The following is a 21,418-nucleotide window of genomic DNA, read 5'->3' on the forward strand; positions in this document are numbered from 1 at the left end:
CTCACCAATTCGTGTCGGTTTGTGATACTCGCGGACGCTCTAAGGTGGCTGGCATGGCATACGACGTCGCCCGGGTGCGTGGCTTGCACCCGTCGTTGGGCGATGGGTGGGTGCATTTCGATGCACAGAACGGGATGTTGGTGCCCGATTCTGTCGCGACGACGGTGTCTACGGCCTTCCGCGGCTCGGTGTCCACCGCGGTCGGGCCCCATCCATCGGCGCGCCGCAGCGCCGCAGTGCTGACTGCGGCCCGCCAGGCGGTCGCAGATCTGGTCAACGCCGACCCTGGCGGCGTGGTCCTCGGGCCGGACCGGGCCCATCTGCTGACCTCGCTCGCCGAAGCCTCCTCGACGCGGGTGGGGCTCGGATACGAGGTCGTGGTCACCCGACTCGACGATGAGGCCAACATCGCCCCGTGGCTGCGCGCTGCGAACCGGTACGGCGCCAAGGTGAAGTGGGCCGAGGTCGATATCGAGAACGGGGAGCTGCCGTCCTGGCAGTGGGAAGGGCTGATCGACAAGCCGACCCGGCTGGTGGCGATCGCATCGGCCTCATCGACACTGGGCACGGTCACCGACCTGCGGCCGGTCACCAAACTGACCCATGAGGTCGGCGGGCTGGTGGTGGTCGACCATTCGGCGGCGGCGCCGTACCGGCTGTTCGACCTCAACGAGATCGAAGCCGACGTGGTGGCACTCAACGCCGTGGCCTGGGGTGGCCCGCCGATCGGGGCGCTGGTGTTCCGGGATCCGTCGATGATCAATTCGTTCGGCTCGGTCTCGCTCAATCCGTATGCCACCGGCCCGGCGCGCCTCGAGGTGGGTGTGCATCAGTTCGGATTGTTGGCCGGGGTGGTGGCCAGCATCGAATATCTGTCCACCCTCGACGAATCTGCCAGCGGTACGAGGCGCGAAAGACTCTCTGTCTCAATGGAATCCGCGGCGTCATACATGAGCCGCCTGTTTGACTACCTGTTGACCTCGCTGCGGTCGCTCCCGCTGGTGATGGTGATCGGCAGGCCCGAGACCCACATCCCGGTGCTCAGCTTCGCGGTGCGCGACGTGCCGGCCGAGCGGGTGGTGCAGCGGTTGGCGGACAACGGCATCCTCGCTGTCTCGAATGCCAGCTCCCGCGTGCTCGACGTGATCGGCGTCAACGACATCGGCGGCGCGGTGACCGTCGGGCTTGCGCACTACTCGACGACCGCCGAGGTCGACCAGTTGGTGCGTGCGCTCGCCTCGCTGGGCTGATCTGATCTTCACGTGCGCGGTGGGCTAGACCGTCAGCAGGATCTTTCCGGTGACCTCCCCCGAGGTCAGCAGTTCGTGCGCGGCCTGCGCCTGCTGAATGGGGAATTCGGCGCCGATGATCGGCTTGACCCGGCCGTCGGCGATCATCGGCCACACGTTGGCCATCACGTCCGCGACGATCTCGGCCTTGCCGCCCGGACCGTCGACCGGCCTGGAGCGCAGCGTCGTTCCGAGCACCCCGGCCCGTTTGGCCATGAGCTTGCCGATGTTGAGTTCGGCTTTCACGCCACCCTGCATGCCGATGATGACGAGGCGTCCACCCGTGGCCAGGGCGTCGATGTTGCGATCGAGGTACGCCGCGCCCATGAGGTCGAGGATCACGTCGGCGCCTGAACCGCCGGTCTCGGCCCGCACCCGCTCGACGAAATCCTCGTCGCGGTAATTGATGGTGATGTCGGCGCCGAGTTCGCGGCACAGCGCGAGTTTGTCGGCCGAGCCGGCGGTGACCGCGACCCGGGCGCCGAGTGCGCGGGCCACCTGGATGGCATGGGTGCCGATGCCGCTGGAGCCGCCGTGCAGCAGTACCAGATGGCCGGCCGTCAGTCCGGCGGTGGACACGAGGTTCGACCACACCGTGCAGGCCACCTCGGGAAGCCCGGCAGCGTGATGGAGGCTGACCCCATCGGGGATCGGCATCACCTGGGCGGCGGGAACGGCAACGTATTCGGCGTAACCGCCGCCGGCCAGTAGCGCGCACACCGGTGCTCCGACCGACCACCCCGTGACGCCCTCACCGAGGGCGGCGATGGTGCCGGAAATCTCGAGTCCGATCACGTCGCTGGCACCGGGCGGTGGGGGATATTTACCGGCCGCTTGGAGCAAATCTGCGCGGTTGACGCCCGCAGCACTGATCCGCACCAGAATCTGTCCACTTCCAGGATGAATTTCAGCAACGTTTTCCCAGCTCAGCGGGTCGTTGCCGGAGGCGACAATTGCATGCATTTGATCAACGGTACAGCCCGTCAATTTTCCTTTGCAGCGATAACGACTTCCCTTACGCTTGCGCAATGACAGGCATGATTGCTGGGCGCACGGCGGGCGAGATGCCGGGCCTGGATATAGCCGAGGAAAGGTCGTGGCAGAACTACCTCGACTCGGCATTACGGATGTATGCGACTTTGAATCGGTCGCTCGTAGATGCACACCATTTGACCCTCAATGATGTGCGGCTGCTCGATATGTTGGACAAATCTTCGACGGGGTCGGCGCGCATGGGGGATCTTGCGGACCGGTTGATGTCATTGCCGAGTCGGGTGACCCGGCAGATCCGCCGCCTGGAGGTGCAGGGGTTGGTAACCCGCTGCGCCAGCCCGGACGACGGCCGTGGGGTGATGGCCACCATCACCGACGAAGGCAGGGCGTCGGTGGACAAAGCGATGTGCACTTACAGCCAGGGGGTGCGTACGCATTTCCTCGGCAGATTGTCCCGGCCCCAGATCGCGGCCATGGGCGAGAACTGTCGCCGGATCAGCGTCGCGTTGAAGACCGGAGCACCGCCCGCGAAGATCGGCCGGGTATGAACCCGTACTCTTATCGGCGGTGGCGTGGCAGAGCGGCCTAATGCACTCGCCTTGAAAGCGAGAGTCGGCTAAACCCGACCGGGGGTTCAAATCCCTCCGCCACCGCTGTTCGCTGGTGTGCGGCCTCATCAACACCAGCAGCCGCCGAACGCCGAGGTGTGCTGGTCGGTCTCGATCGACTCTTCGCGCACCACGGTGGTACCGCCCTGCGGATCGAGATGCAGCACCGAGCTCATAGGGTCGTGTCTGATCCATACGGCCACGGACAGCGGACGTCCCTGCTCGATCTCGTAGGAGACCAGCTGGATCTCGCCGGGTTTCCCGAGGTTGCGAACATCTGACACCGCTGCCCGTACCCGCTGCCCCGACAGATCCGCGGCGGTGAACGTTGCCTCGCCCGCGTGCACGTCGGACATCGAGTCCATGCCCTCCACCTCGCCGTCGCGCACCCAGTAGAGGTGCAGACGACTGTCGTGGGCGACGGCCTCCACCGAGATCAAATTGGACATCACCTTCACCCGCCGTAGCGGCAGGTCGCCGAGCCGCGCGCGTACCACGTCCAGTTCCGAGTCCAGCCGCTGCGACGAGAACAGGTCCTCACGCGCAATGCCCAGAGCGTGAATGATCCGGCCGGGCACATCGCCGACGACCACGAGCACCGCGGTGACGGCCACGACGACCGCCACGACGACGGCATACTTCAGACGGTGGTTCGGCCGGGGTGCGCCCTGTTCTGTGTCCCGCGTGCTCATGGACGAATGTTTCCACAGGACAGTGACCCGGATGTGCGTCCGCCGCGATGCGGGCCTCGGTCACCTCACCGCCGCATCCAGCTCCTCGGTGGCGTCGTCGGTGGCGGGCAGGTTCACGAAGATCATGGCGTGCAGCCCTTGCCGTCGACGGCGAGTACGAGCGCGCACCGCAGTGGGTGCGCGGGATCCCCGGGTACCCGCCAGTCGAGCAGCAGCGCCCACGGGGAGCGGCGCACAGTTCCCCGGACGAGGTACCCACCCGCGGCTTCCGGTCCGAAGAACTCCTCCGAGCCGTAGACGTTCGCGATCCCCTTACCGCCCCCTGCCTGCCATGCGTCTCTCGCCTCGCTGCCTGCCTGCTCGTCGGAGTCGAGCCGAGCCAGCCAGATCGAGAAGGCCGCCGAGATTTTCGTCGCTTGCCCGTCGGAGGTCCGCGCATCGATCGCGACGGACGTGAGGCAGTACCCATCGCCGTCGTGGACGTGGAACTTCGTCGGATAGACCTCGCACAGCACACCCCGGGCCGGTGGGAAACCTCGGCGTTCCTCGCGAGTTCTCCAGCTGCGGTGCGCGATCCACAGCACCGGTCCAGCGATCAGGAGTAGAGGGCCGGCGACCCACTGCACATCAGCGGAGGTGTTTCGCCCGCTGAGCGGGAACACCCCGGCGAGCAGCCCGACGACCACTACGGCCCCGACCACGGTGAAGACCAGGGCCACGGTCGGCACGAACACGCGCTGCTGTCTCGCCTTCGCCGCGATCTCCTCCAGCGGTTTGATCTGCGGCGGCTCACCGGGCCGTGCGATCGGCATTGGCGAAGTGACTGCCTGCGCCCACGCGGACGCGGGATCGGCGGGCCAGTGTCGTAGTTCGGTCGGACTCATCGGCTCCTCACCGGTGTTCGAGGATGCTGTCGAAGAGCGCGTCCTCCAGGTTGTCCGGGTCGAGCGTGGTGTGCCGGAACCGCAGTGTCTGTCCGATCTCCGGGCGAGGGTGTTTCCCGCCCATCGTGCAGTGCCTGCGGATGATCGGGCCGTCTTCCGTTGCGGCGGACACGGTGAGCATGAAGTAATACGAGTTGTCCTCGGAGTTGCGCACTTCGGAGACCTCCGCGATCGCCCCCTCGGAGACATGCGCGTTCGCGAACGACGCGCGGTACCGCTTGTGACCGCAGTAGATGGCACCGATGATGCCCGCGGGGAGCAGCACGAAGACCGCCGCCGCGCCCAGCCCTGGCAGCCCACCGAGATCGCCGGAGCCAAGAACCATCAGGGGGACCGCGCCGAGCACCCCGATCCCCGCCAGGACGAGGCAGGCGATCGCGCCGACGCCCCACCAGCGATAGGCACGGCCCGACGGCGTCGCGAGGTCGGATCGCTCACCCATGTCCACGATGCCCCTCCCCACGCTCGTGTCTCTTTGTCACCCACCCTATCCAGCGATGGGCACGCCGACGTCGCCCGAACTTGTGATCGGTAGCCGGCGGACCCGCGGCACGATGGTCCGACCGAACACAGGGGAGGTGAACGTGACGGCCTTCGGCTCGGGACCGATCGTGGTGGGCATGCTGTGGTGGGCTGCGGTGAGTCTGGCGCTGGTCGCCATGGCAGTCGTCGTGCAGCGGCCGCTGCGGTCCTGCGAGACGAGCCCCGCTGCGATCGCGGTGAAACAGGTGGCAGCGGAACTGACACCGGTGCAGCTGGGGTACTTGCGCACCGGATCGGGGCCGGCGGTGGCGGCGGCGCTCGCGAGCCTGCGGATGCAGGGTCTGGTGTGCGCCGAGACCGGGCGGGATGAACCGGACCCGGACCACCTGCCTTCGGCCGCAACCGATTCCGCCGCGACGGCCGAGCTGGACCCATTTCACCGCGAGGTTCTCCGCCTGGCCGAGGCCGACGGCGAGCAGGGGGTGGTCGGCATCGCGGGCCAGATGAAGGGACTGCTGCGTGCCGTGGAAGACGAGCTGATCGCGCGGGGCGTGCACACCCCCCGGCTGCACCGGTTCCTGCTCTTTCTCGTGGCGACCCCGCCGGTGCTGGCGGTGGTGGGCGGGCTCCCGGTCCAGGTGGTCACCCGCTCCGGGGCCGGATTCGGATGGTTCATCGCGGAGTTCGTGGTATTGATCGTGGTGTGTATCTGCGCGCTGCAGGTACCGCGCGCGACTCCTGCCGGTGACGCGGTGCTGGCGGTTGCGAGGCGGCGATGGGACTGTCTCAAACCGTCCCGGCGGCCCGCCTTCACCACCTACGGCCCCGATGCCGCAGCGCTGTCGGTGGCGCTGTTCGGCGGGGCTGCGCTGTGGCTGCTGGACCCGCGGTTCGCCCAGCGGTTCGGGGTGGGTGGCTCGGAGGCCAAGGCCGATTCCTGTGGCGCGTGCGGTGCTGCGGCCTGTGGGGAGCCGGAATTCAACTGCGGTGGATGAGCACGGTGACGGCGGCGGTCAGGTAGCCCACGGTCAGCATGACGAATCCGGCACGGTCCAGCCAGGCCAGCGGCTTGCATTCGCCCAGTGCGGGTTTCCAGGCCAGCGGGAAGAACAACAGCGGCGCGATCCAGGACCCGACGATGATCAGGACCGTCGCCACATCCGGCAGGTGCAGGTCGGCAGCACCGAGCGCGACGAGGATGGCGCCCATGATCAGCAGGTCGAGGTGACCTTGTCGGATGCGGCGGGTGTCGGCCATGCGCAGCCGGGTTCGCCACTGGTCGGACCCGGCCGCCACCATCAGCCAGCCGCTCAGCACGCCGGCCGTGAGCTCGAGTACGCCTGCGGTGACGAGCGCGCTCATCCGCCCACGCTCGTCGGCTCGTCAGGGCGCACGGTGGCGAGTTGCCGGTAGACCTCGGGACGACGGGACCGCATGATGCGCGCGACGACGAGCCCCGCAACGAACGTTACGGGAAGCACCAGCAGCAGAACGGTATTGACGGCTGCGCCGGCCCCGGTGAGCAGGTCGTAGTTGACGGCGATGAGGATCACCGTGCCGGTCAACGCCACGGCGGCGACCGCCGGTGCCACGAGCCGGGTGAAGATGCCGTGACCGTGGGGGTCGCGGCGGAAGAACGCCACCACCGCCGCTGAGCACAGCGCCTGCAGCCCGATGATGCCGGGAATGCCGATTGCGTTGAGCCAGATGAAGGTATGGGTGTAGGGATCGGCACCGGCGAGGGTGAAGACGATGACGATGACGGCGGCGGCCACCGAGACCGCGATGCTGGCGGCGCCGGGGGAGCCGGTGGGCGTGCGGCGGCCGAGCCAGGACGGCAGGGCCTGCTCGCCCGCCAGGGCGGACAGGTAACGCGCACTGGCGTTGTGGAATGCCAACGCGGCGGCCAGCGCGCTGGTCACGATCAGCACGTGCATGGCGTTGGCAACCGGTGTGCCCGCCCATTTTTCGGTGGCGGTGAAGAACATCCCGGTGGGATCCTCGGTCGCCACCTCGACGGCCGTGGTCGGTCCGTACGCCATGATCGCCGCCCACAGCACGACGGTATAGAACAGCGCCAGAAATCCGACGGCGATGTACGTCGCCTGCGGCACAGTCCGTTTGGGGTTTCTGGCTTCCTCGCTGTAGATCGCGGTGGATTCGAACCCGAGGAAAGCGCCGAAGGCCAGCACGAACAGTGCGCCCACCCCGGGACCGAAGACGTTGGCCGGGTTGAAGCTGTCGAAGCTCAAACCTTCTGCCCCGCCCTGGACGAGAATCGGCACGGCGAACAGCACAAGCACCAGTACCTCCAGGCCCAGCAGCACGCCGAGGACTTTCGCGCTCAGGGTGATGTTCATGTAGCCGAGGGCGCCGACGATCAGCCAGCCTGCGGCCGCCCAGAGCTGCCACGGAATGTCCAATCCGGTCAGTGACAGGGCGGTGTCATGGGCGAAGACGCCGATCGCCGGGACGAAGCTGATGGCGATGAGCACATACGACAAGACCGCGACGAACGCTGCGCCCAATCCCGTTGTGCGGCCCAGCCCGCGGGAGATGTACGCGTAGAACGCCCCCGGGTTGTCGACATGGCGGCTCATCGCAGTGAACCCGACTGCGAACACCGCCATGACGATGCCGCCCAGCAGATAGCCGCCAGGGGCGCCGACGCCGCCGAACATCACGGCCAGTGGTGCCACCCCCGACATCACCGCGAGCGGCGCGGCAGCGGCGACGACGAAGAACACCAGGTCCCATACTCCGATTGATCGGCGGCCGGTGGTGCGGTCGGTCATCAGGCGTCCTCTCGGTGAACGATCTCGCCGTCGACGACGGTGAGCGGTATCGGTAGATCGATCAGGTCATCGGCATCCACCCGCACCGGATCGTCGGCGAATGCAGTCAGGTCGGCACGAGCGCCGACCCGGATCCGGCCGCGGTCGGTATCGCCGAGAGCCTCTGCCGCCCAGGCGGTGTAGCCGAGCAGCGCCTGCTCGCCGGTGAGGCGTTGGTCCGGTTCGAAGACGTGTCCGCCTCGATCGCCGGGACGGCGACGAAGGCGCGCCCAGGCCATCCCGTATCGCGGGTCCGGGTCGGCCACCGGCCAGTCCGAGCCGAGACACACCGGGGCGCCCGCGGCGATGACGTCGGCGACCCGGAAGGCTTTCGCCGCGCGGCGCCGTCCGAGCCTGCGCGCAAAGGAGTCGCTGTGATCGGCTTGACGCCACTGCATGTGCAGCGGTTGCATCGACGCGGTGATCTGCAGCTCGGCCAGCCGCTCGACGTCGACGTCTTCGAGCAGCTCCAGATGTTCCAGTCGGTGCCGCACGGCCCCGCCCGCGTCGCGATAGCCGTCCAAGACGAACGAGACGGCCTGATCGCCGACTGCGTGAATTGCGAGTTGTGTTCCCGCAGCGGTGTATTGCGCGATGACGTCCCGCAATCGCTGCGGATCCGGCCAGAACGGGTGCGACCCACAGCCACAGGTGTCCGGCTCGCGTAGCCACGCGGTCCCCGTGTCGATCACGCCGTCGCTGAAGATCTTGACCAGTCCGCTGCGCCAGCGCCGACCGCTGCGTGCGGCGAGCTTGACGAACTCGGCGATCCCCGCATCGTCACGGTCGGGGTGATGCCACAGCGCGGCGACGAGGCGCACGGACAGCCGCCCTGCGTCGTCCAGCGCAGCGTAGGTGTCGAGCGCGTCACCGTCGGCGTCCATGACCACACCACCGGTCACGCCGCACCGGTTCAGCCCGCTCAGCACACCGGCCAGCCGGTCCAGGACCGCATCGGCAGCGGTCTCGGCCTGGGCCGTGGTCAGCGGAAGGTACGCGGACGGCTCCTTCAATTCGCCGGTCGGACGGCCCGACTCGTCGACCACGACGGCGGCGGCGTCGGGAAACGTCTCACGCCCGGTCAGGTTGCTCTCGCGGATCGCCGCGGACGAGACAAGCGCGGTGTGCAGGTCGTAGAAGACCCCGATGAAGGGACGGCCACCTACGGCTTCGTCGACGAGTCCGGCGCGGATGCCCGTCGGCGCGAATGCCGCGTAATCGAGATTCCAGGCTCGCACCCACCGGCCTTCCGGCGTGCGCGCAGCCTCGGCCCGCAGCGCGGCGCACAGCTCCTCAATCGAGGTGTGCCCGGCGAGGTCGGCGCCCCGCGAGAGTTCCGCGCCCCAGGCCGGGTGGAAGTGGGAGTCGATGAGCCCGGGAGTCACGGTAGCGCCGCGCAGATCGATGGGGTCGGCTCCCCGGGGTGCGACAGCCAGGACTTCGGCGGTGCTGCCGACGGCGGTGATCCTGCCGTCGGCCCAACTGATCGCTTCGGCTCGGGGCAGCGTGTCATCGAGGGTGCAGATGTCGGCGTTCACGATGAGCCCCGATGTGATCGGCAGCACAGAGTCCATGGCGACAAAGGCTATACCCAAATCGATTTAGGTCAAGTCCTATATCGATTTCGGCGAGGTATCGTCAGCGAGTGGCCCGAGTGACGATCCGCGACGTAGCCGAGGCCGTAGGCGTCTCGGCTACCACGGTGTCGCACGCACTCAATGGCAAAGGTGAGGTCAGCCCGGCCACGGTCGAACGCGTGCGCGCTGCCGCACACCGGCTCGGTTACCGGCCCAACGTGACGGCCCAGGCGCTGCGGCGCGGACGGACGGGCTCCCTGGTGCTGATCCTGCCTCGTGAGCACGGGCGCGAGGTCGCCCGCCAGATCGTGGCGCTCGATTACTACATGACGATCGCGGTCACCGCGGCCTCTGCCGCGTTCGAACACAACCGGGCGTTGGTGCTACCGCCCGAGCTCAGCACGGCCGCAGACTGGGAGTCCATCAATCCCGACGGCGTCCTGCTGTGCGATCCGATCGCCTCCGATCCGCAGATCGACCTTCTGGAGGGCATCGGAATTCCCGTCGTATCGATTGAGCGCGACGCGGGCCGACCTGATCGATTCCACTACGTCTCCGGTGACAATGCCGCCAACACCCGGCAGGTGCTGGATCACCTTCGCGCGCAAGGCGCCCGGCGCATCGCGCTACTCACCACCGCCTGGACCCGGGCCTGGTCGATCGACATCGACGACGCCTACCTGGCCTGGAGCAGGGAGACGGGATACCCGGATCTGCGGGTTCGGGTACCGGTGCAGTTCGACCATCGCGCGCCGTACCAGGCAGCATGCCAATTGCTCGACAGCGCAACGCCTCCCGACGCAATCTATGCGCCCGCCGAGGGCTACACCAACGGTGTGGTCACGGCCTGCCGGGACCGCGGGCTGCGCATCCCGCAGGACGTTCTGGTGGTCGGCGGGATCGACGGGCGCGAGGCGCGCGAAAGCGATCCCGCCGTCACCGCGGTCGATCTACACCCCGACCGGCAGGCCGAGGCGGCCGTGGAAATGCTGATCGACCGGCTGGACGGCCGCGAATCCGGAGGCCCCGTGTACGTGCCCAGCACACTGCAGGTCCGAGCCAGTTCGATGAGGCGGCAAGCGCAGTGACGCGCTCATCTTCGCGCTATGCCGATGTGGTGCTGGGAGTGTTCGGGATCTACTCGGTGGCCCTGGGGTTGTTCATGCTCCTGGCGCCAGGGCCGTTCTTCGAGACCCTCGGCGCGTTCGGGGTGCGCAACGACCATTACATCTTCGACAACGGATCCTTCGAGCTACCGTTGGGCTTGTTGATGCTCGGCGCACTGCGGTGGTCGCGGTGGCGCGTGCCCGCGCTGGCGTTCGCCACCGCACACTGGGCGCTGCACGCGCTGAGTCACCTAATCGACACCGGCCATGCCGCGGGCAGCTGGGTGGGATGGCTGGAAGCCGGCGGGCTGGTGTTCACCACGGTTCTGTTGGCGATTGCATTGCGCGCCAGTATCTCCGACGAGAAGGAGGTGAGATAAATGCGTGTTCTGGTAGCCGGTGCGACGAGTGTCCCCGGCATTCCCGTGTTGCGGGAGCTCACTGCCCGCGGCCACGAGGTGATCGGCGTGACCCGGTCGCCGGGCAAAATCGCACAGATCTCCGCGGCGGGCGCCGAGCCCGTGGTGGCCGACGTCCTGGACGCTGCTCAGATCGACTCTGCGATGGCTGAATTCGCCCCCGAGGTGGTGGTCAGCCTGCTGACCACGCTGCCCAAGTTGGGCCCTATCCGGATCAAGGATTTCGACCCAGCCAAAGAACTGTGGAGCCGAGGGGCCGCCAATCTCGTCGCCGCCGCGCAACGGGCCGGCGTGCGTCGGGTGGTCGCCGAATCGGTGATCTTCGCCTACGGCTACGCCCCGACGGGCCGGGCCGTCATGGATGAGACCGACCCGTACCCGGGCCCACCGCCGCGCGGCGGCGCGGAGATGCTCGCCGCTCTGCGTGGCATGGAGCGCAATGTCCTGACTTCGGGCGACCACAGTCCTACCGAGGGAATCGTGTTGCGCTACGGCGTCTTCTACGGACCCGGCGTCACCCACGATGACCTGTTCCACCGCCTGGCGAAGTGGTGGGCGGTGCCGGCGATCACGGGCAACGGGATGCTGTCCTGGATACACATCGACGATGTCGCGCGGGCGACTGCCGACGCGCTGGAGCGGGGGCGCGGCGGCGAGATCTACAACATCGTCGACGACCGGCCACAGTCCTTCGGCGACTATGTGCGTGAGCTCAACGCGAAGCTGGGCAGGCCGCGGCCATGGCCCATCTCCCACCGCCTGGTCAACCTCGTCGCGCCCTATCCGGCCACAGCGTTCGGGCGGACCTGGTTACCGCTGTCCAACGCGAAAGCCAAGGCCGACCTCGGCTGGACGCCTATTCCCCGGTGAACTGCGGCGGCCGCTTCTGGAACATTGCGGTGACCGCCTCCGCCAGGTCCTTCGAGGGCATGAACGCAGCGTTCCACGCGGCCACGTACCGCAGGCTTTCCGACACCCGGGCGACGCGCTGCTGATCGAGCACGTCCTTGACGCCCGCCACGGTCAGCGGCGGGTTGGCGGCGATCTCGGTGGCGGTGGCGTGTGCGGCTGCCAGTGACGCGTCGGCGTCGGGGTAGACGTCGTTGACCAGTCCGATCTTCTCGGCGCGCGCAGCGTCGATGTCCTTGCCGGTCAGCACAAGTTCGCGCAGGTGCCCGTCGTTCAGGATGAGGGGCAACCGGGCCAGGCTGCCGACGTCGGCGACGATGGCTAGTTTCGTTTCCCGCACCGAGAATTTGGCGTCGGCGCCGGCGTAGCGGATGTCCACCGCGCTGATCAGGTCCACTCCGCCACCGATGCACCAGCCGTGGATCGAAGCGACCGTGGGTGTGCGGCAGTCGGCGACCGCGGTGATCGCGCCCTGCATCTTCAGCAGGCGCGTATGGAATTCGGCGCGGGCCTTGGCCCCCGCATCCAGCCCGGGCATCGTGGCGCCCATCGCGGGCAGGTCCAGTCCGTAACTGAAATTCTTACCCGAACCGGTCAGCACGATGGCCCGCACCTCGGGATCGGCGTCGAGCGTGCCAAATACCTCGGGCAGCTCCACCCAGAACGCCGGTCCCATCGCGTTGCCCTTGCCGGGGCCGATCAGCGTCACCTGCGCGACGCGATCTTTGGTCTCGACCGAAACAGACTCGTATGTGTCAGCCATGCAGGCGACACTACTTGCATGAATGAACTCGAATGCGCCGAGGCGACGCTGGGTGTGCTGCAGCAGGTACTACAGGACATCGATGTGGACGACCTGGCCAAACAGACACCGTGCCGGGAATTCGACGTCGCCGGGCTCACCGATCACCTGATGAACTCGATCACGCTGATCGGCACGGCCGCAGGTGGTGAGATCCCCGAGCGCGACCGCGACGCGCCGGTGGCGGAACAGGTGGCCGCCGCGGCCGCACCTGCCGTGGCCGCGTGGCAGCGCCGGGGGCTGGACGGCACGGTCCCGTTCGGACCGGGAGAGGCGCCGGCGGCGATGATGGCGCGCATCCTGTCGCTGGAATTCCTGGTGCACGCCTGGGATTACGCAGCGGCGACGGGACAGACGGTCGACGTGCCCGATCAGCAACCGGAAATCGTCCTCGGTTGGGTCCGATCGATCATCACGCCTGCCGGACGGGAGCGTGCGGGATTCGACGACCCCATCGAACTGCCTGACGACGCGCCTGCGCTGGACCGCCTGCTGGCCTTCACCGGCCGGCGGCCGACGGGCTAGACGCGCTGCAGGAAGAAATACAGGTGGCGGCCGTCGACCACCGCGCCCTTGCCGTTCATGATGCCCATGACGGTGTCCTTGTCGACCACCTTGAAGTGATCGTGGACAGGGCGACCGTCGTAGACCATCGAGGCTGTCACCTGGCCGCGGAACTCCTCGAGCCACAGGCTGGCTTCGCCGTTCATGGCCTCGGTGTTGGAGAACTTGTTGCCCTCGGCGTCGAGACACACCAGCGGCTTGGCGTCGGTGGCCGAGTTGAAGGTCTTGCCGAACCAGTTGAGACGCTTCATGAATCCGTTGGCCTTGTGCCCGGTCTGAAATTCGCCGCCCTGCCACTCACCGATCATGAAGTCGATGCCTGCGGGATCGAGGAGGGCCCAGAACGCGTCGAGTTCGGCGTCGGGGATCTGCCCTTCGCGGTTCTTGAACTCGTCGAAAGTACCGCGTACGTCAGTCATCACTGATCTCCTGTGGTCTGCCCGGCGCCGCAGGCCGCGATCCAGCGCTCGGCGAATTCCAGGAAGGCGTCGTTCTCGTGCGGTGCCGCGACGGTGACCCGGACACCGTCCGTACCGTACGGGCGCACGATGATCCGGTTGTCGGCGGCCTTCGCCACGAAATCCGGGGTGCGGTCGGGGGCCAGCGGCAGCCAGACGAAGTTGGCCTGCGAGGGCGCCACCGTGTATCCGGACCCGCGTAGCGCGGTCATCACCCGGGTGCGTTCGGCGACGACGGCATCGGTGCGGGCCAGCAGCTCGTCCGCGGCGTCCAGGCAGGCGATGGCCGCCGCCTGAGACAGGCTGGTGGCGCTGAACGGCACGTAGACCTTGCCCAGGGCGGTGACGATGTCAGGATCGGCCACCGCGTAGCCGACCCGTAGCCCGGCCAAGCCGTAGGCCTTCGAGAACGTCCTCAGCACAACCACATTGCGGTGGGCGCGGACCAGCCCGAAGCTGTCGGGCAGCAACCCGTCGCGGATGTACTCCACGTAGGCCTCGTCCAGGACGATCAGGATGTGGGGCGGCACCGCCGCCACGAACCGGGCCAGTGCCTCAGGGTCGACGACCGTGCTCGTCGGGTTGTTCGGATTGCAGACGAAGATCAGCCGGGTGCGGTCGGTGATGGCCGCCAGCATCGCGTCGAGATCGTGAGTGTGATCACGCAACGCCACCTGGACGCTGGTGGCGCCCGCGGTGCGGACCTGCAGCGGATAGATCTCGAAACTGCGCCAGGCGTACAGCACCTCGTCACCGACGCTGCTGGTGATCTGGATCAGCTGCTGGCACAAACTCACCGAACCACAGCCCACCGCAATGTTCTCCGGCGCGAAGTTGACGTGCTTGGCCAGCTGTTCCCGCAGGTCGCGGTACCCGTTGTCGGGGTAACGGTTGAGATTGTCGGTGGCTTTCTCGATCGCGGCCCGCACGCTCGGCAGCGGTCCGTGGACTGTTTCGTTGCTCGCAATCTTGATCGCGCCGGGCACCGTCTTGCCCGGCGCATAGGCCGGGAGATCGGCAATTTCTGGGCGCAACCGGATAGCCATTTGGTCAGCATAAGGGAGCCTGTGTAATCTGTGCCCTCGGCGGTTTCGGGCACCAGGACGGCGTCCGGTACCCTCACAGAAGCTCAAGGAGGCGTGCCAGAGCGGCCGAATGGGACTCACTGCTAATGAGTTGTCCCCCTTACCGGGGACCGGAGGTTCAAATCCTCTCGCCTCCGCCACGGTTGACTTGTCAACCACACAACTGAATAACCACGCGCCCGTAGCTCAACGGATAGAGCATCTGACTACGGATCAGAAGGTTAGGGGTTCGAATCCCTTCGGGCGCACCACACCTGCTGCCGCCCCGGCAGCTTTCAGTCGCGGCCTGAGCGGCCGTGGAGTTCGGCGGCCATCTCTCTGGCCATGTCGCGGAGTACCTCGTCGGTCACGTAGCGGTAGGCGCCTTGGCGGGGGATCCGAAAGATGGACGCCAGCAGGTCGAGATGATCGGCGACCGCGGCGCGGGCCAATTCTTTGGGCACGCGAAAACCATGGTGGTCGTCAAGGAGCCGGCACAGCGTGGCGACGCGGTCGTTCATCCACGGCGAGCGACCCTTCACCATCGTCGCCGCGGTCCGCATATGACCCGCGTATCGGCGTCCTGGGATGTCGTCGGCGTCGTGGTGAAACTGCCGCGAGAGGCGCCCGGCGCGTGGTCTCGCCCGGGCAGCGCAAACCGCTGCGTGCGGTGTGCCGCATCCCGTGAATGCAGCAGTCCGCATGACCTTTGCGGTCGCCATGGCGTGTCTGTGACCCATCAACCCGTACCTGCCTCGACAAATACCGTTGTACGGGCGACATTACGTCATTGCAATCGCAAACGTGAGGTCAGCTCCACAACACCGCCACTCCGGCGGCGAGCAGTGGCAGCACACCGGCGGCAGCGAACAACGCCGGCACCGGTTGTCCGGTCCGGCGCTGACGGACGCTCGCGATACCCAGTACCGCCCCGAGCGCCAGCAGAATGACGAGCTTGACGCCGAGCTTCGGGTAATTCAGTTCGATTCCCGACGGCCATGGTGCGGCCAGGGCCAACCCGGTCACCAGGGACAACGTGATGCCGTAGTCCATGACCTTGGTCACCAGGAAGCGCCGGGCCACCGCCTCGGCGACCCAGGCACCGAAAGTCACGGCGAATCCGATCAGGTGAAGATAAACAACTACATTGCGTAGTAGATCCATGGCCGGAGTCTAAGGCTATGGCGACGCATCCGGTCGGGCAGTGGCGAGTTCCGTTCGCATCGCACGCAGCACCGGCAGGAGGAAACGGCGCGCGTAGTCCTCGGGGCCGTTGGGCGAATCGATGTTCAGCACCCCGCCGGGGATCAGGATGAGCGAGTGGATCGCACGGGAGAGATGTTCGGCGAACGGTGCTCGGGCCGATTCGGGGATCTCGTCCTCGACGATCGTCGAGTCCACAAAGCCGCGGGCCAGGTTGAGCGCCTCGCTGTTCTCGGCGATCAGATAGGGCCGGAGTAGTTCCGGGTTGACGCGCAGGATCGTCGAGAGGGCGGGGTGATGCCGCAGTAACCGGTAAGCCTCACCGAAACCGTGGACCAGCCGATCCTCGGTGTCGTCGTACTGGTCGACGACCACCTGGATGCCGTCGAAGTAGCGGGCGAGCTCGCTCTGCACCACCGCGCTGATCAGCGCGTCACGTCCCTTGAAGTAGAGGTACAGGGTGGCCCGGCCGATCTTGGCCTGCCGGGCGATCTCCTCCATCGAGAACTTGCGCAGCCCCGTGATGGCGGCCAGTTGGAGCGCGCCATCGAGGATTCTGGCTCGGGTGTCGCCCGCATCGGCGCTGGTTGCGGGCCGTCGTTTCACGCACCAATTCTATGCATAGACACTAAGACGAAAACTGTCTAACCTTCCATTCATGACAGTGATGTCCGCACATGAGGCCCACCGACAGGAGATGGCTGACCGGTTGATCGGTGGTTCGATGCGCCGGTCCTACAACTCCGTGATCGATATCGACTGGGACGCTCCGCAGGATCCGAACCTGTTCTATCTGCCCCCGGAAGGGTTGTCGCTGTACGGAACCCCGCTGTGGGACCAGATGACGCACGCCCAGCGGGTGGAACTGTCGCGGCAAGAGGCCGCCAACATGCTCAGCCGCGGCGTGTGGTTCGAGAACACGCTCAATCAGGGCCTGCTGCGCGCCATGCTCTACCAGGACCCGACGTCGCGGAACGTGCATTACGCGCTGACCGAGATCGGTGACGAGACGCGGCACATGATCATGTTCGGTCGCACTGTCAGCGCCATCGGGGCTAGGCCTTACCGGCTCTCGAAGCTCGAAGCGTGGACGGTGCAGCGGCTCCCGGCGCTCTACAAGGGTCTGCTGCTGTGGGGCGCGGCATTGTGCGGCGAGGAGCTGCTCGACGATCTGCAGCGCCGGTACGCCCATCACCCGCAGTTGCAGCCGATCATGGCGCAGGTCTTCCGCATTCACACCGCCGAGGAGGCTCGCCATATCCGGTATGCGCGCGAAGGTGTGCAGCGGCGCCTGCAGCACTCGACGTGGCTGGAACGTCGGCTTGCCAAGGACCTCAACGGGATTGCCGGATTCGTCATCCGTCGCCTCATGTACGACAAAGAGGTCTACCGGCGCTGCGGCCTCGATGTCCGTGAGGCGATGCGCCAGGCCAAGGCCAACCGCCAGGTCAATGCCCTGCGGCAGGAATCGTTCCGCGGGCTCTACCAGTTCTGCGAGGAGAACGGCATGATGAGCGCGTTCTCTCGCCGGATGTGGCGCCACTACGGGTTTCTGGAGTGAGCACATCCGTCGACGTTGCCGTATCAGGTGCTGCCCCACCGGTTCTGGTGGAGGCGTTGCGCGGTGGTGGCGACGTGCTGATTCTCGACGCGAGCGCCCCGGCGGTATTCGACCCTGAGCAGGACCGCTGGCTGATCGGGGAGGTCAGCGCGCGGGTATTGATCGACACCGTACCCATCCCATCCAGTCCACACGCATATCTCGGGATGGCCAGGCGCGGCCACCCCAACCGCTTCACCGTGGCCGATCCCGATGCTGCCGCCTACGTCTCCGCATGCCTGAGGGCACTGGCCCACCGGGGCTGCACCCGGATCGAGGTCAAACCGCATGTGCAGGCGCAGTACAGCCGCAACCTTGACGAGGGCATGGTCCGGTTGCGCCGCAACGCCCGTCGCAAGCCGGATCTGGCGGACTACGAGTTCACCAGGGCTGCCGACCGCGAGGAGGACGACGAGGATTACCGCGGGCCGGCCGTGCTCATCGACGACGACGGCACCGAGATCGAGGTAGAGGTGCACCTGCTCGCGCTGTTCCAACCCGTCGACAACGCGGTGCGGTGGTCGGGTCGGGTTTATCCGTCTGCCGAATTGTCCGGTCTGCATCGCGGTCTCAACCAGCCGGTGGTGATTCGCATCGGCGATCACCATCCGGTGGAAGCGATGCTCGTCGACCAGGACCCGTGGGGCGGCTCGCACATCGCGGGTGTCGGGGATTCGCCGTACCCGCTTCCGTTGCTCGCCGCGCTCGCCCAGTTCGGTCAGGACGCTTCATGACCTATGTGATCACCCAGAACTGCTGTAATGACGCGTCCTGCATCGCGGTCTGTCCCGTCGGCTGTATCCATCCCACACCGGATGAGCCCGGGTTCGGCACCGCCGAACTGCTCCACATCGACCCGGACACCTGTATCGACTGCGGCGCATGTGCGGATGCCTGCCCGGTCGACGCGATCCTGCCGGAGCGCAAGTTGTCATCAGACGATCAGTGGTATGCGAAGTTCAATGCCGATTACTACCAACATAATCCGATCACACCCGATTGGCAGCGCCGTGCCCCGCTGCCCATGGTGCGGATCGGCGCAGGCGGACTGTGGGTGGCGATTGTGGGCTCAGGCGCCGCTGGTTTCTACGCGGCGAAGGCACTGCTGCGTCATCCCGGCGTACGGGTGACCATGTATGAGCGGCTTTCCGCGCCACACGGACTCATCCGTTACGGCGTGGCTCCCGATCACCCGGGCACCAAGGCGCTCGCGGACCAGTTCCGATTGACGCCGGGTGAGCAGAAGCGCTTCACCCTGCATCTGAACGTCGAGGTCGGGGTTGACGTCAGCCACGACGAGCTGCTGGCCGACCACCACGCCGTCGTCTACGCGAACGGTGCGAGCGACGAACGCCTGCTCGACATTCCCGGAGAGCACCTGCCCGGCGTCATCGGGGCCATGTCATTCGTGGGCTGGTACAACGGGCATCCCGATCACGCCGGGCTCAGCCCCGCCCTCACCGGGCGCCGGGCGGTGGTCATCGGCAACGGGAACGTCGCACTGGACCTGGCGCGAATCTTGACCGCCGACCCGGACGCATTGGCGGACACCGACATCGCCACCGGGGCATTGGCATCGCTGCGGCGCAGCACCATCGAGGACGTCGTCATCCTCGGTCGCCGTGGCGCCGAGCATGCCGCGTTCACCACACCGGAGCTCTACGCGCTCAGCAGGATTCCCGGACTCGATATCGTCGTCGATCCGGCCGACGTGCCCGCCGGTGCGGGCCACAAGCATCAGCTCCTGCGCGAGCTTGCCGGCCGCCCGACGACGCCAGGGCACAAACGGATCGCTCTGCGCTTCAACACCGTGCCGGTGGAGATCGACGGGCAGGACACGGTGACCGGCATCCGGCTGAGCACGGGCGAGTACCTACCGACGGGACTGGTGCTGCGGTCGATCGGATTCGGTGGCCGGGTGATCAACGGTGTCCCGTTCGATTCCGCGACCGCGACCATCCCGACGGTGAAGGGCCGGGTGACCGAGGGCGTTTACGCGACGGGTTGGGTGAAACGGGGGCCGAATGGCGGGATCGGGACCAACCGCACCTGCGCCGAGGAGACCGTGTCGACCCTGCTGGCCGACTATGAGCACGGCCGACTGACCGCGCCGCAGTTCCGCGCCGGGAAACGCAGACTGCGGCTGTGGCCGGCCCGGTCCAAAGGGGCATAGATAAGGTCGACGCGCCACGCTCCAGCTAGGGGAGGAGTGAGACGCGCCGACCCTGATCAGGGTAAACCTGATGTCAGTTCATGTTCCAGGGTTCGCCGTAGGTGGTGACGCTGTCGCCGGTGGAGGCGATCAGGCGGGCGAAGGGACGCAGCAGCACGCCGCCGGCCGCGCCGGTCACAGTGCCGTGGGCGTTAGAGACCGCGACACCGCCGCCTGGGCCCTTGACGTCGACCGAGAAGGTGGCGACTTCCTGGATGCCGGGGCCGTTGCCCAGGTCAGCCGAGATCGACACGCCGGGGAACAGGTTCGGGGTGATGACCGAGCCCAGCGGGTTGAAGCCGGCCGAGAGCGGGTTGATGTTCGCATCGTCGAGCAGGATGTTCGGGGTGGTGTAGGAGAAGTTGATTCCCACGCCCAGTGACCAGGGGAAGCCGATCTGGTAGCCGAGTTCGAGAGTGCCTTCGAACTCCTCAGATCCCGGTCCGGCGACGATGTACTTGGCGCGACCGGAGTGGAACCACTCACGGGTCAGCCGGTTGCGGTCCAGGGGGAACACCCCGTTGAGGAAGGTGTCCCACTGCTGAACGGTCAAGGTGCGATCCTGGCCATCGACCAGGCTCATCTCATTGTCCAGACCCGCGTGAGAAGTGCCCGTGCTCGTAAACAGAGCCGCTGCCGCCAACACCACCGCCACAGCCACCCGACTGATTGCCTTCATGTTCATCCTGTCGTCCGACGGTCACCCGGGGATCAGGCGATTCACGGGTCCTATTCCAGGGATTCGCTGAGAATAAGCGAAGAGTTACAGTCGCGTGGCTTTCTGCGGTTCGCGGTGCCATAACGTACGGTCGGGTTCGTGCGGCTTCTGCTCATCGCCGATACCCATGTGCCCAAGCGTGCGCGGGATCTGCCCGAGGCAGTGTGGGATGCAGTGGATCACGCCGACGTCGTTCTGCACGCCGGTGACTGGGTGGAACCATCGCTGTTCGATGTGCTGAGCGGGCGCGCCAGACGGTTGGTCGCATGTTGGGGCAACAACGACGGGGCCGAGTTGAGACGCCGGCTGCCGGAGCGGGCCGACGTCACGTTGGAAGGCCTGCGGTTCACCATCGTCCACGAGACCGGCGCGGCGACCGGCAGGGAGGCACGGATGGCCGGGGCCTATCCGGATACCGATGTGCTGGTGTTCGGGCACAGCCACATCCCCTGGGACACCACCGCGAAAACGGGGCTGCGCCTGCTGAATCCGGGTTCACCCACCGACCGGCGCCGCCAGCCGTTCTGCACCTACATGACCGCGAATGTGTCGGGCTCCGTGCTCAGCGGCGTCACCCTGCACACGCTGGAGCGCCGCAGCTGACTCATCCGGCCTCGGCCGCGCAGATCAGCTCGATGTGCTCGGTGGCCCAATCGCCCAGTGGCTCCAGGGCATCGAGCAACTGCACCCCGGCCGGGGTCATCGAGTACTCGACCCGCGGCGGCACCTCGTGGTAGCTCTCCCGGTGCACCACCCCGTGTCGCTGTAGCTCTTTGAGGTGCTGGGTGAGCATCTTCTGCGACACCCCGGGCAGGCTGCGGTGCAGTGCATTGAATCGTTTGGGACCGCCCTGCAATTCCCACAGGATCAGCGGCTTCCATTTGCCATCGACCACCGCAAACGCGGCATCCAGCCCGCAGGTGTACTTGCCAAGCTGACTCAT

General features: G+C 66.8%; 26 protein-coding genes and 3 tRNA genes. 14 read left to right on the plus strand and 15 right to left on the minus strand.

Annotated features, from left to right (window positions below; translation table 11 throughout):
• The first annotated feature begins 53 nt into the window (after positions 1 to 53).
• Entirely contained in the window at positions 54 to 1,250 is a 1,197-nt protein-coding gene (locus tag M1247_RS02980) for a cysteine desulfurase-like protein (RefSeq protein WP_317154760.1), read from the plus strand.
• A 24-nt stretch (positions 1,251 to 1,274) separates the two neighbouring features.
• Here M1247_RS02980 and M1247_RS02985 read toward each other — a convergent pair whose 3' ends face one another.
• A complete protein-coding gene (locus tag M1247_RS02985; RefSeq protein ID WP_317154761.1) occupies positions 1,275 to 2,252 on the minus strand; it encodes an NAD(P)H-quinone oxidoreductase in 978 nt (325 codons plus the stop codon).
• Positions 2,253 to 2,317: 65 nt separating this feature from the next.
• On the opposite strand from M1247_RS02985, the gene M1247_RS02990 reads away from it, so the two are divergent.
• Together M1247_RS02990 and M1247_RS02995 are read left to right on the plus strand one after the other, a co-directional pair.
• Positions 2,318 to 2,830 (plus strand): MarR family winged helix-turn-helix transcriptional regulator, encoded by a 513-nt coding sequence (locus tag M1247_RS02990; RefSeq protein WP_317154762.1) that lies wholly within the window; start codon positions 2,318 to 2,320, stop codon positions 2,828 to 2,830.
• An 18-nt stretch (positions 2,831 to 2,848) separates the two neighbouring features.
• A tRNA-Ser gene (locus M1247_RS02995) sits at positions 2,849 to 2,935 on the plus strand.
• A gap of 23 nt (positions 2,936 to 2,958) precedes the next feature.
• On the opposite strand, the gene M1247_RS03000 is transcribed toward M1247_RS02995, so the two are convergent.
• From M1247_RS03000 to M1247_RS03010, 3 genes are all read right to left on the minus strand, one after another.
• The gene (locus tag M1247_RS03000; protein ID WP_317154763.1) at positions 2,959 to 3,582 is read right to left on the minus strand and encodes a hypothetical protein; all 624 of its coding nucleotides are present in this window, start codon (positions 3,580 to 3,582) and stop codon (positions 2,959 to 2,961) included.
• Positions 3,583 to 3,704: 122 nt separating this feature from the next.
• Positions 3,705 to 4,466: a hypothetical protein gene (locus tag M1247_RS03005; protein WP_317154764.1), complete on the minus strand. Its 762-nt coding sequence runs from the start codon at positions 4,464 to 4,466 to the stop codon at positions 3,705 to 3,707.
• Positions 4,467 to 4,473: 7 nt separating this feature from the next.
• Complete coding sequence (locus M1247_RS03010; protein WP_317155017.1) at positions 4,474 to 4,968, minus strand: ABC transporter permease; 495 nt, start codon at positions 4,966 to 4,968, stop codon at positions 4,474 to 4,476.
• A gap of 142 nt (positions 4,969 to 5,110) precedes the next feature.
• Between M1247_RS03010 and M1247_RS03015 the strand changes: the two genes are divergently transcribed.
• The gene (locus M1247_RS03015; protein WP_317154765.1) at positions 5,111 to 6,004 is read left to right on the plus strand and encodes a TIGR04222 domain-containing membrane protein; all 894 of its coding nucleotides are present in this window, start codon (positions 5,111 to 5,113) and stop codon (positions 6,002 to 6,004) included.
• Here the strand turns inward: M1247_RS03015 and M1247_RS03020 are convergent.
• The 3 genes from M1247_RS03020 to M1247_RS03030 are packed head-to-tail and all read right to left on the minus strand — an operon-like array spanning position 5,988 to position 9,417.
• Entirely contained in the window at positions 5,988 to 6,371 is a 384-nt protein-coding gene (locus tag M1247_RS03020; protein WP_317154766.1) for a hypothetical protein, read from the minus strand. The genes M1247_RS03015 and M1247_RS03020 overlap by 17 nt on opposite strands.
• Positions 6,368 to 7,804, minus strand: coding sequence for an APC family permease (locus M1247_RS03025; RefSeq protein ID WP_317154767.1), 1,437 nt, complete (start codon positions 7,802 to 7,804; stop codon positions 6,368 to 6,370). The genes M1247_RS03020 and M1247_RS03025 overlap by 4 nt, the downstream gene beginning before the upstream one ends.
• Entirely contained in the window at positions 7,804 to 9,417 is a 1,614-nt protein-coding gene (locus M1247_RS03030; protein ID WP_317154768.1) for an amidohydrolase, read from the minus strand. The genes M1247_RS03025 and M1247_RS03030 overlap by 1 nt, the downstream gene beginning before the upstream one ends.
• A 71-nt stretch (positions 9,418 to 9,488) precedes the next feature.
• On the opposite strand from M1247_RS03030, the gene M1247_RS03035 reads away from it, so the two are divergent.
• Genes M1247_RS03035 through M1247_RS03045 form a run of 3 tightly spaced genes read left to right on the plus strand, consistent with a single transcriptional unit; the run spans position 9,489 to position 11,815 of the window.
• Complete coding sequence (locus M1247_RS03035) at positions 9,489 to 10,508, plus strand: LacI family DNA-binding transcriptional regulator (protein WP_317154769.1); 1,020 nt, start codon at positions 9,489 to 9,491, stop codon at positions 10,506 to 10,508.
• Positions 10,505 to 10,906: a hypothetical protein gene (locus M1247_RS03040; protein WP_317154770.1), complete on the plus strand. Its 402-nt coding sequence runs from the start codon at positions 10,505 to 10,507 to the stop codon at positions 10,904 to 10,906. Before M1247_RS03035 ends, M1247_RS03040 begins: the two co-directional genes overlap by 4 nt.
• Positions 10,907 to 11,815, plus strand: coding sequence for an NAD-dependent epimerase/dehydratase family protein (locus M1247_RS03045; RefSeq protein WP_317154771.1), 909 nt, complete (start codon positions 10,907 to 10,909; stop codon positions 11,813 to 11,815).
• On the opposite strand, the gene M1247_RS03050 is transcribed toward M1247_RS03045, so the two are convergent.
• On the minus strand, positions 11,802 to 12,617 hold the full coding sequence (locus tag M1247_RS03050) for a crotonase/enoyl-CoA hydratase family protein (RefSeq protein ID WP_317154772.1): 816 nt from the start codon (positions 12,615 to 12,617) through the stop codon (positions 11,802 to 11,804). The two genes, M1247_RS03045 and M1247_RS03050, sit on opposite strands and share 14 nt — an antisense overlap.
• Before the next feature lie 18 nt (positions 12,618 to 12,635).
• Here M1247_RS03050 and M1247_RS03055 point away from each other — a divergent pair, with 18 nt between their 5' ends.
• Positions 12,636 to 13,181, plus strand: coding sequence for a TIGR03086 family metal-binding protein (locus M1247_RS03055; RefSeq protein WP_317154773.1), 546 nt, complete (start codon positions 12,636 to 12,638; stop codon positions 13,179 to 13,181).
• Here the strand turns inward: M1247_RS03055 and M1247_RS03060 are convergent.
• Together M1247_RS03060 and hisC are read right to left on the minus strand one after the other, a co-directional pair.
• Complete coding sequence (locus M1247_RS03060; protein WP_317154774.1) at positions 13,178 to 13,639, minus strand: DUF4334 domain-containing protein; 462 nt, start codon at positions 13,637 to 13,639, stop codon at positions 13,178 to 13,180. The two genes, M1247_RS03055 and M1247_RS03060, sit on opposite strands and share 4 nt — an antisense overlap.
• Positions 13,639 to 14,724, minus strand: coding sequence for a histidinol-phosphate transaminase (gene hisC, locus M1247_RS03065; protein ID WP_317154775.1), 1,086 nt, complete (start codon positions 14,722 to 14,724; stop codon positions 13,639 to 13,641). Before hisC ends, M1247_RS03060 begins: the two co-directional genes overlap by 1 nt.
• Before the next feature lie 87 nt (positions 14,725 to 14,811).
• Here hisC and M1247_RS03070 point away from each other — a divergent pair.
• Together M1247_RS03070 and M1247_RS03075 are read left to right on the plus strand one after the other, a co-directional pair.
• Positions 14,812 to 14,903: transfer RNA gene (locus M1247_RS03070), tRNA-Ser, on the plus strand.
• Positions 14,904 to 14,938: 35 nt separating this feature from the next.
• Positions 14,939 to 15,014 (plus strand) — tRNA-Arg (locus M1247_RS03075).
• Between the two features lie 24 nt (positions 15,015 to 15,038).
• Here the strand turns inward: M1247_RS03075 and M1247_RS03080 are convergent.
• From M1247_RS03080 to M1247_RS03090, 3 genes are all read right to left on the minus strand, one after another.
• Positions 15,039 to 15,305, minus strand: a complete 267-nt coding sequence (locus M1247_RS03080; RefSeq protein ID WP_317154776.1) for a hypothetical protein — start codon at positions 15,303 to 15,305, stop codon at positions 15,039 to 15,041.
• A gap of 247 nt (positions 15,306 to 15,552) precedes the next feature.
• The gene (locus tag M1247_RS03085) at positions 15,553 to 15,906 is read right to left on the minus strand and encodes a Fe-S protein (RefSeq protein WP_317154777.1); all 354 of its coding nucleotides are present in this window, start codon (positions 15,904 to 15,906) and stop codon (positions 15,553 to 15,555) included.
• Between the two features lie 15 nt (positions 15,907 to 15,921).
• Positions 15,922 to 16,551: a TetR/AcrR family transcriptional regulator gene (locus tag M1247_RS03090; RefSeq protein ID WP_317154778.1), complete on the minus strand. Its 630-nt coding sequence runs from the start codon at positions 16,549 to 16,551 to the stop codon at positions 15,922 to 15,924.
• Between the two features lie 52 nt (positions 16,552 to 16,603).
• On the opposite strand from M1247_RS03090, the gene M1247_RS03095 reads away from it, so the two are divergent.
• Genes M1247_RS03095 through M1247_RS03105 form a run of 3 tightly spaced genes read left to right on the plus strand, consistent with a single transcriptional unit; the run spans position 16,604 to position 19,718 of the window.
• Positions 16,604 to 17,506 (plus strand): AurF N-oxygenase family protein, encoded by a 903-nt coding sequence (locus M1247_RS03095; RefSeq protein ID WP_317154779.1) that lies wholly within the window; start codon positions 16,604 to 16,606, stop codon positions 17,504 to 17,506.
• Positions 17,503 to 18,279: a DUF4873 domain-containing protein gene (locus M1247_RS03100; RefSeq protein ID WP_317154780.1), complete on the plus strand. Its 777-nt coding sequence runs from the start codon at positions 17,503 to 17,505 to the stop codon at positions 18,277 to 18,279. Before M1247_RS03095 ends, M1247_RS03100 begins: the two co-directional genes overlap by 4 nt.
• Positions 18,276 to 19,718: an FAD-dependent oxidoreductase gene (locus tag M1247_RS03105; protein WP_317154781.1), complete on the plus strand. Its 1,443-nt coding sequence runs from the start codon at positions 18,276 to 18,278 to the stop codon at positions 19,716 to 19,718. Before M1247_RS03100 ends, M1247_RS03105 begins: the two co-directional genes overlap by 4 nt.
• A 73-nt stretch (positions 19,719 to 19,791) precedes the next feature.
• Here M1247_RS03105 and M1247_RS03110 read toward each other — a convergent pair whose 3' ends face one another.
• A complete protein-coding gene (locus M1247_RS03110) occupies positions 19,792 to 20,436 on the minus strand; it encodes a porin MspA (RefSeq protein ID WP_317154782.1) in 645 nt (214 codons plus the stop codon).
• Positions 20,437 to 20,574: 138 nt separating this feature from the next.
• On the opposite strand from M1247_RS03110, the gene M1247_RS03115 reads away from it, so the two are divergent.
• The gene (locus M1247_RS03115) at positions 20,575 to 21,078 is read left to right on the plus strand and encodes a metallophosphoesterase family protein (protein ID WP_317154783.1); all 504 of its coding nucleotides are present in this window, start codon (positions 20,575 to 20,577) and stop codon (positions 21,076 to 21,078) included.
• Between the two features lies 1 nt (position 21,079).
• On the opposite strand, the gene M1247_RS03120 is transcribed toward M1247_RS03115, so the two are convergent.
• Positions 21,080 to 21,418, minus strand: a complete 339-nt coding sequence (locus M1247_RS03120; protein ID WP_317154784.1) for a winged helix-turn-helix transcriptional regulator — start codon at positions 21,416 to 21,418, stop codon at positions 21,080 to 21,082.

The sequence above is a fragment of the Mycobacterium appelbergii genome, from assembly GCF_032883035.1.
GTDB lineage: Bacteria > Actinomycetota > Actinomycetes > Mycobacteriales > Mycobacteriaceae > Mycobacterium > Mycobacterium appelbergii.

Excerpts from the sequence above, each read along its gene's own strand:
- M1247_RS02980 (WP_317154760.1), top strand. The coding sequence starts at position 54 with ATGGCATACGACGTCGCCCGGGTGCGTGGCTTGCACCCGTCGTTGGGC.
- M1247_RS02985 (WP_317154761.1), bottom strand. The coding sequence starts at position 2,252 with ATGCATGCAATTGTCGCCTCCGGCAACGACCCGCTGAGCTGGGAAAAC.
- M1247_RS02990 (WP_317154762.1), top strand. The coding sequence starts at position 2,318 with ATGACAGGCATGATTGCTGGGCGCACGGCGGGCGAGATGCCGGGCCTG.
- M1247_RS03000 (WP_317154763.1), bottom strand. The coding sequence starts at position 3,582 with ATGAGCACGCGGGACACAGAACAGGGCGCACCCCGGCCGAACCACCGT.
- M1247_RS03005 (WP_317154764.1), bottom strand. The coding sequence starts at position 4,466 with ATGAGTCCGACCGAACTACGACACTGGCCCGCCGATCCCGCGTCCGCG.
- M1247_RS03010 (WP_317155017.1), bottom strand. The coding sequence starts at position 4,968 with ATGGGTGAGCGATCCGACCTCGCGACGCCGTCGGGCCGTGCCTATCGC.
- M1247_RS03020 (WP_317154766.1), bottom strand. The coding sequence starts at position 6,371 with ATGAGCGCGCTCGTCACCGCAGGCGTACTCGAGCTCACGGCCGGCGTG.
- M1247_RS03025 (WP_317154767.1), bottom strand. The coding sequence starts at position 7,804 with ATGACCGACCGCACCACCGGCCGCCGATCAATCGGAGTATGGGACCTG.
- M1247_RS03030 (WP_317154768.1), bottom strand. The coding sequence starts at position 9,417 with ATGGACTCTGTGCTGCCGATCACATCGGGGCTCATCGTGAACGCCGAC.
- M1247_RS03045 (WP_317154771.1), top strand. The coding sequence starts at position 10,907 with ATGCGTGTTCTGGTAGCCGGTGCGACGAGTGTCCCCGGCATTCCCGTG.
- M1247_RS03050 (WP_317154772.1), bottom strand. The coding sequence starts at position 12,617 with ATGGCTGACACATACGAGTCTGTTTCGGTCGAGACCAAAGATCGCGTC.
- M1247_RS03055 (WP_317154773.1), top strand. The coding sequence starts at position 12,636 with ATGAATGAACTCGAATGCGCCGAGGCGACGCTGGGTGTGCTGCAGCAG.
- M1247_RS03060 (WP_317154774.1), bottom strand. The coding sequence starts at position 13,639 with ATGACTGACGTACGCGGTACTTTCGACGAGTTCAAGAACCGCGAAGGG.
- hisC (WP_317154775.1), bottom strand. The coding sequence starts at position 14,724 with ATGGCTATCCGGTTGCGCCCAGAAATTGCCGATCTCCCGGCCTATGCG.
- M1247_RS03080 (WP_317154776.1), bottom strand. The coding sequence starts at position 15,305 with ATGCGGACCGCGGCGACGATGGTGAAGGGTCGCTCGCCGTGGATGAAC.
- M1247_RS03085 (WP_317154777.1), bottom strand. The coding sequence starts at position 15,906 with ATGGATCTACTACGCAATGTAGTTGTTTATCTTCACCTGATCGGATTC.
- M1247_RS03095 (WP_317154779.1), top strand. The coding sequence starts at position 16,604 with ATGACAGTGATGTCCGCACATGAGGCCCACCGACAGGAGATGGCTGAC.
- M1247_RS03105 (WP_317154781.1), top strand. The coding sequence starts at position 18,276 with ATGACCTATGTGATCACCCAGAACTGCTGTAATGACGCGTCCTGCATC.
- M1247_RS03110 (WP_317154782.1), bottom strand. The coding sequence starts at position 20,436 with ATGAAGGCAATCAGTCGGGTGGCTGTGGCGGTGGTGTTGGCGGCAGCG.
- M1247_RS03120 (WP_317154784.1), bottom strand. The coding sequence starts at position 21,418 with ATGAGTCAGCTTGGCAAGTACACCTGCGGGCTGGATGCCGCGTTTGCG.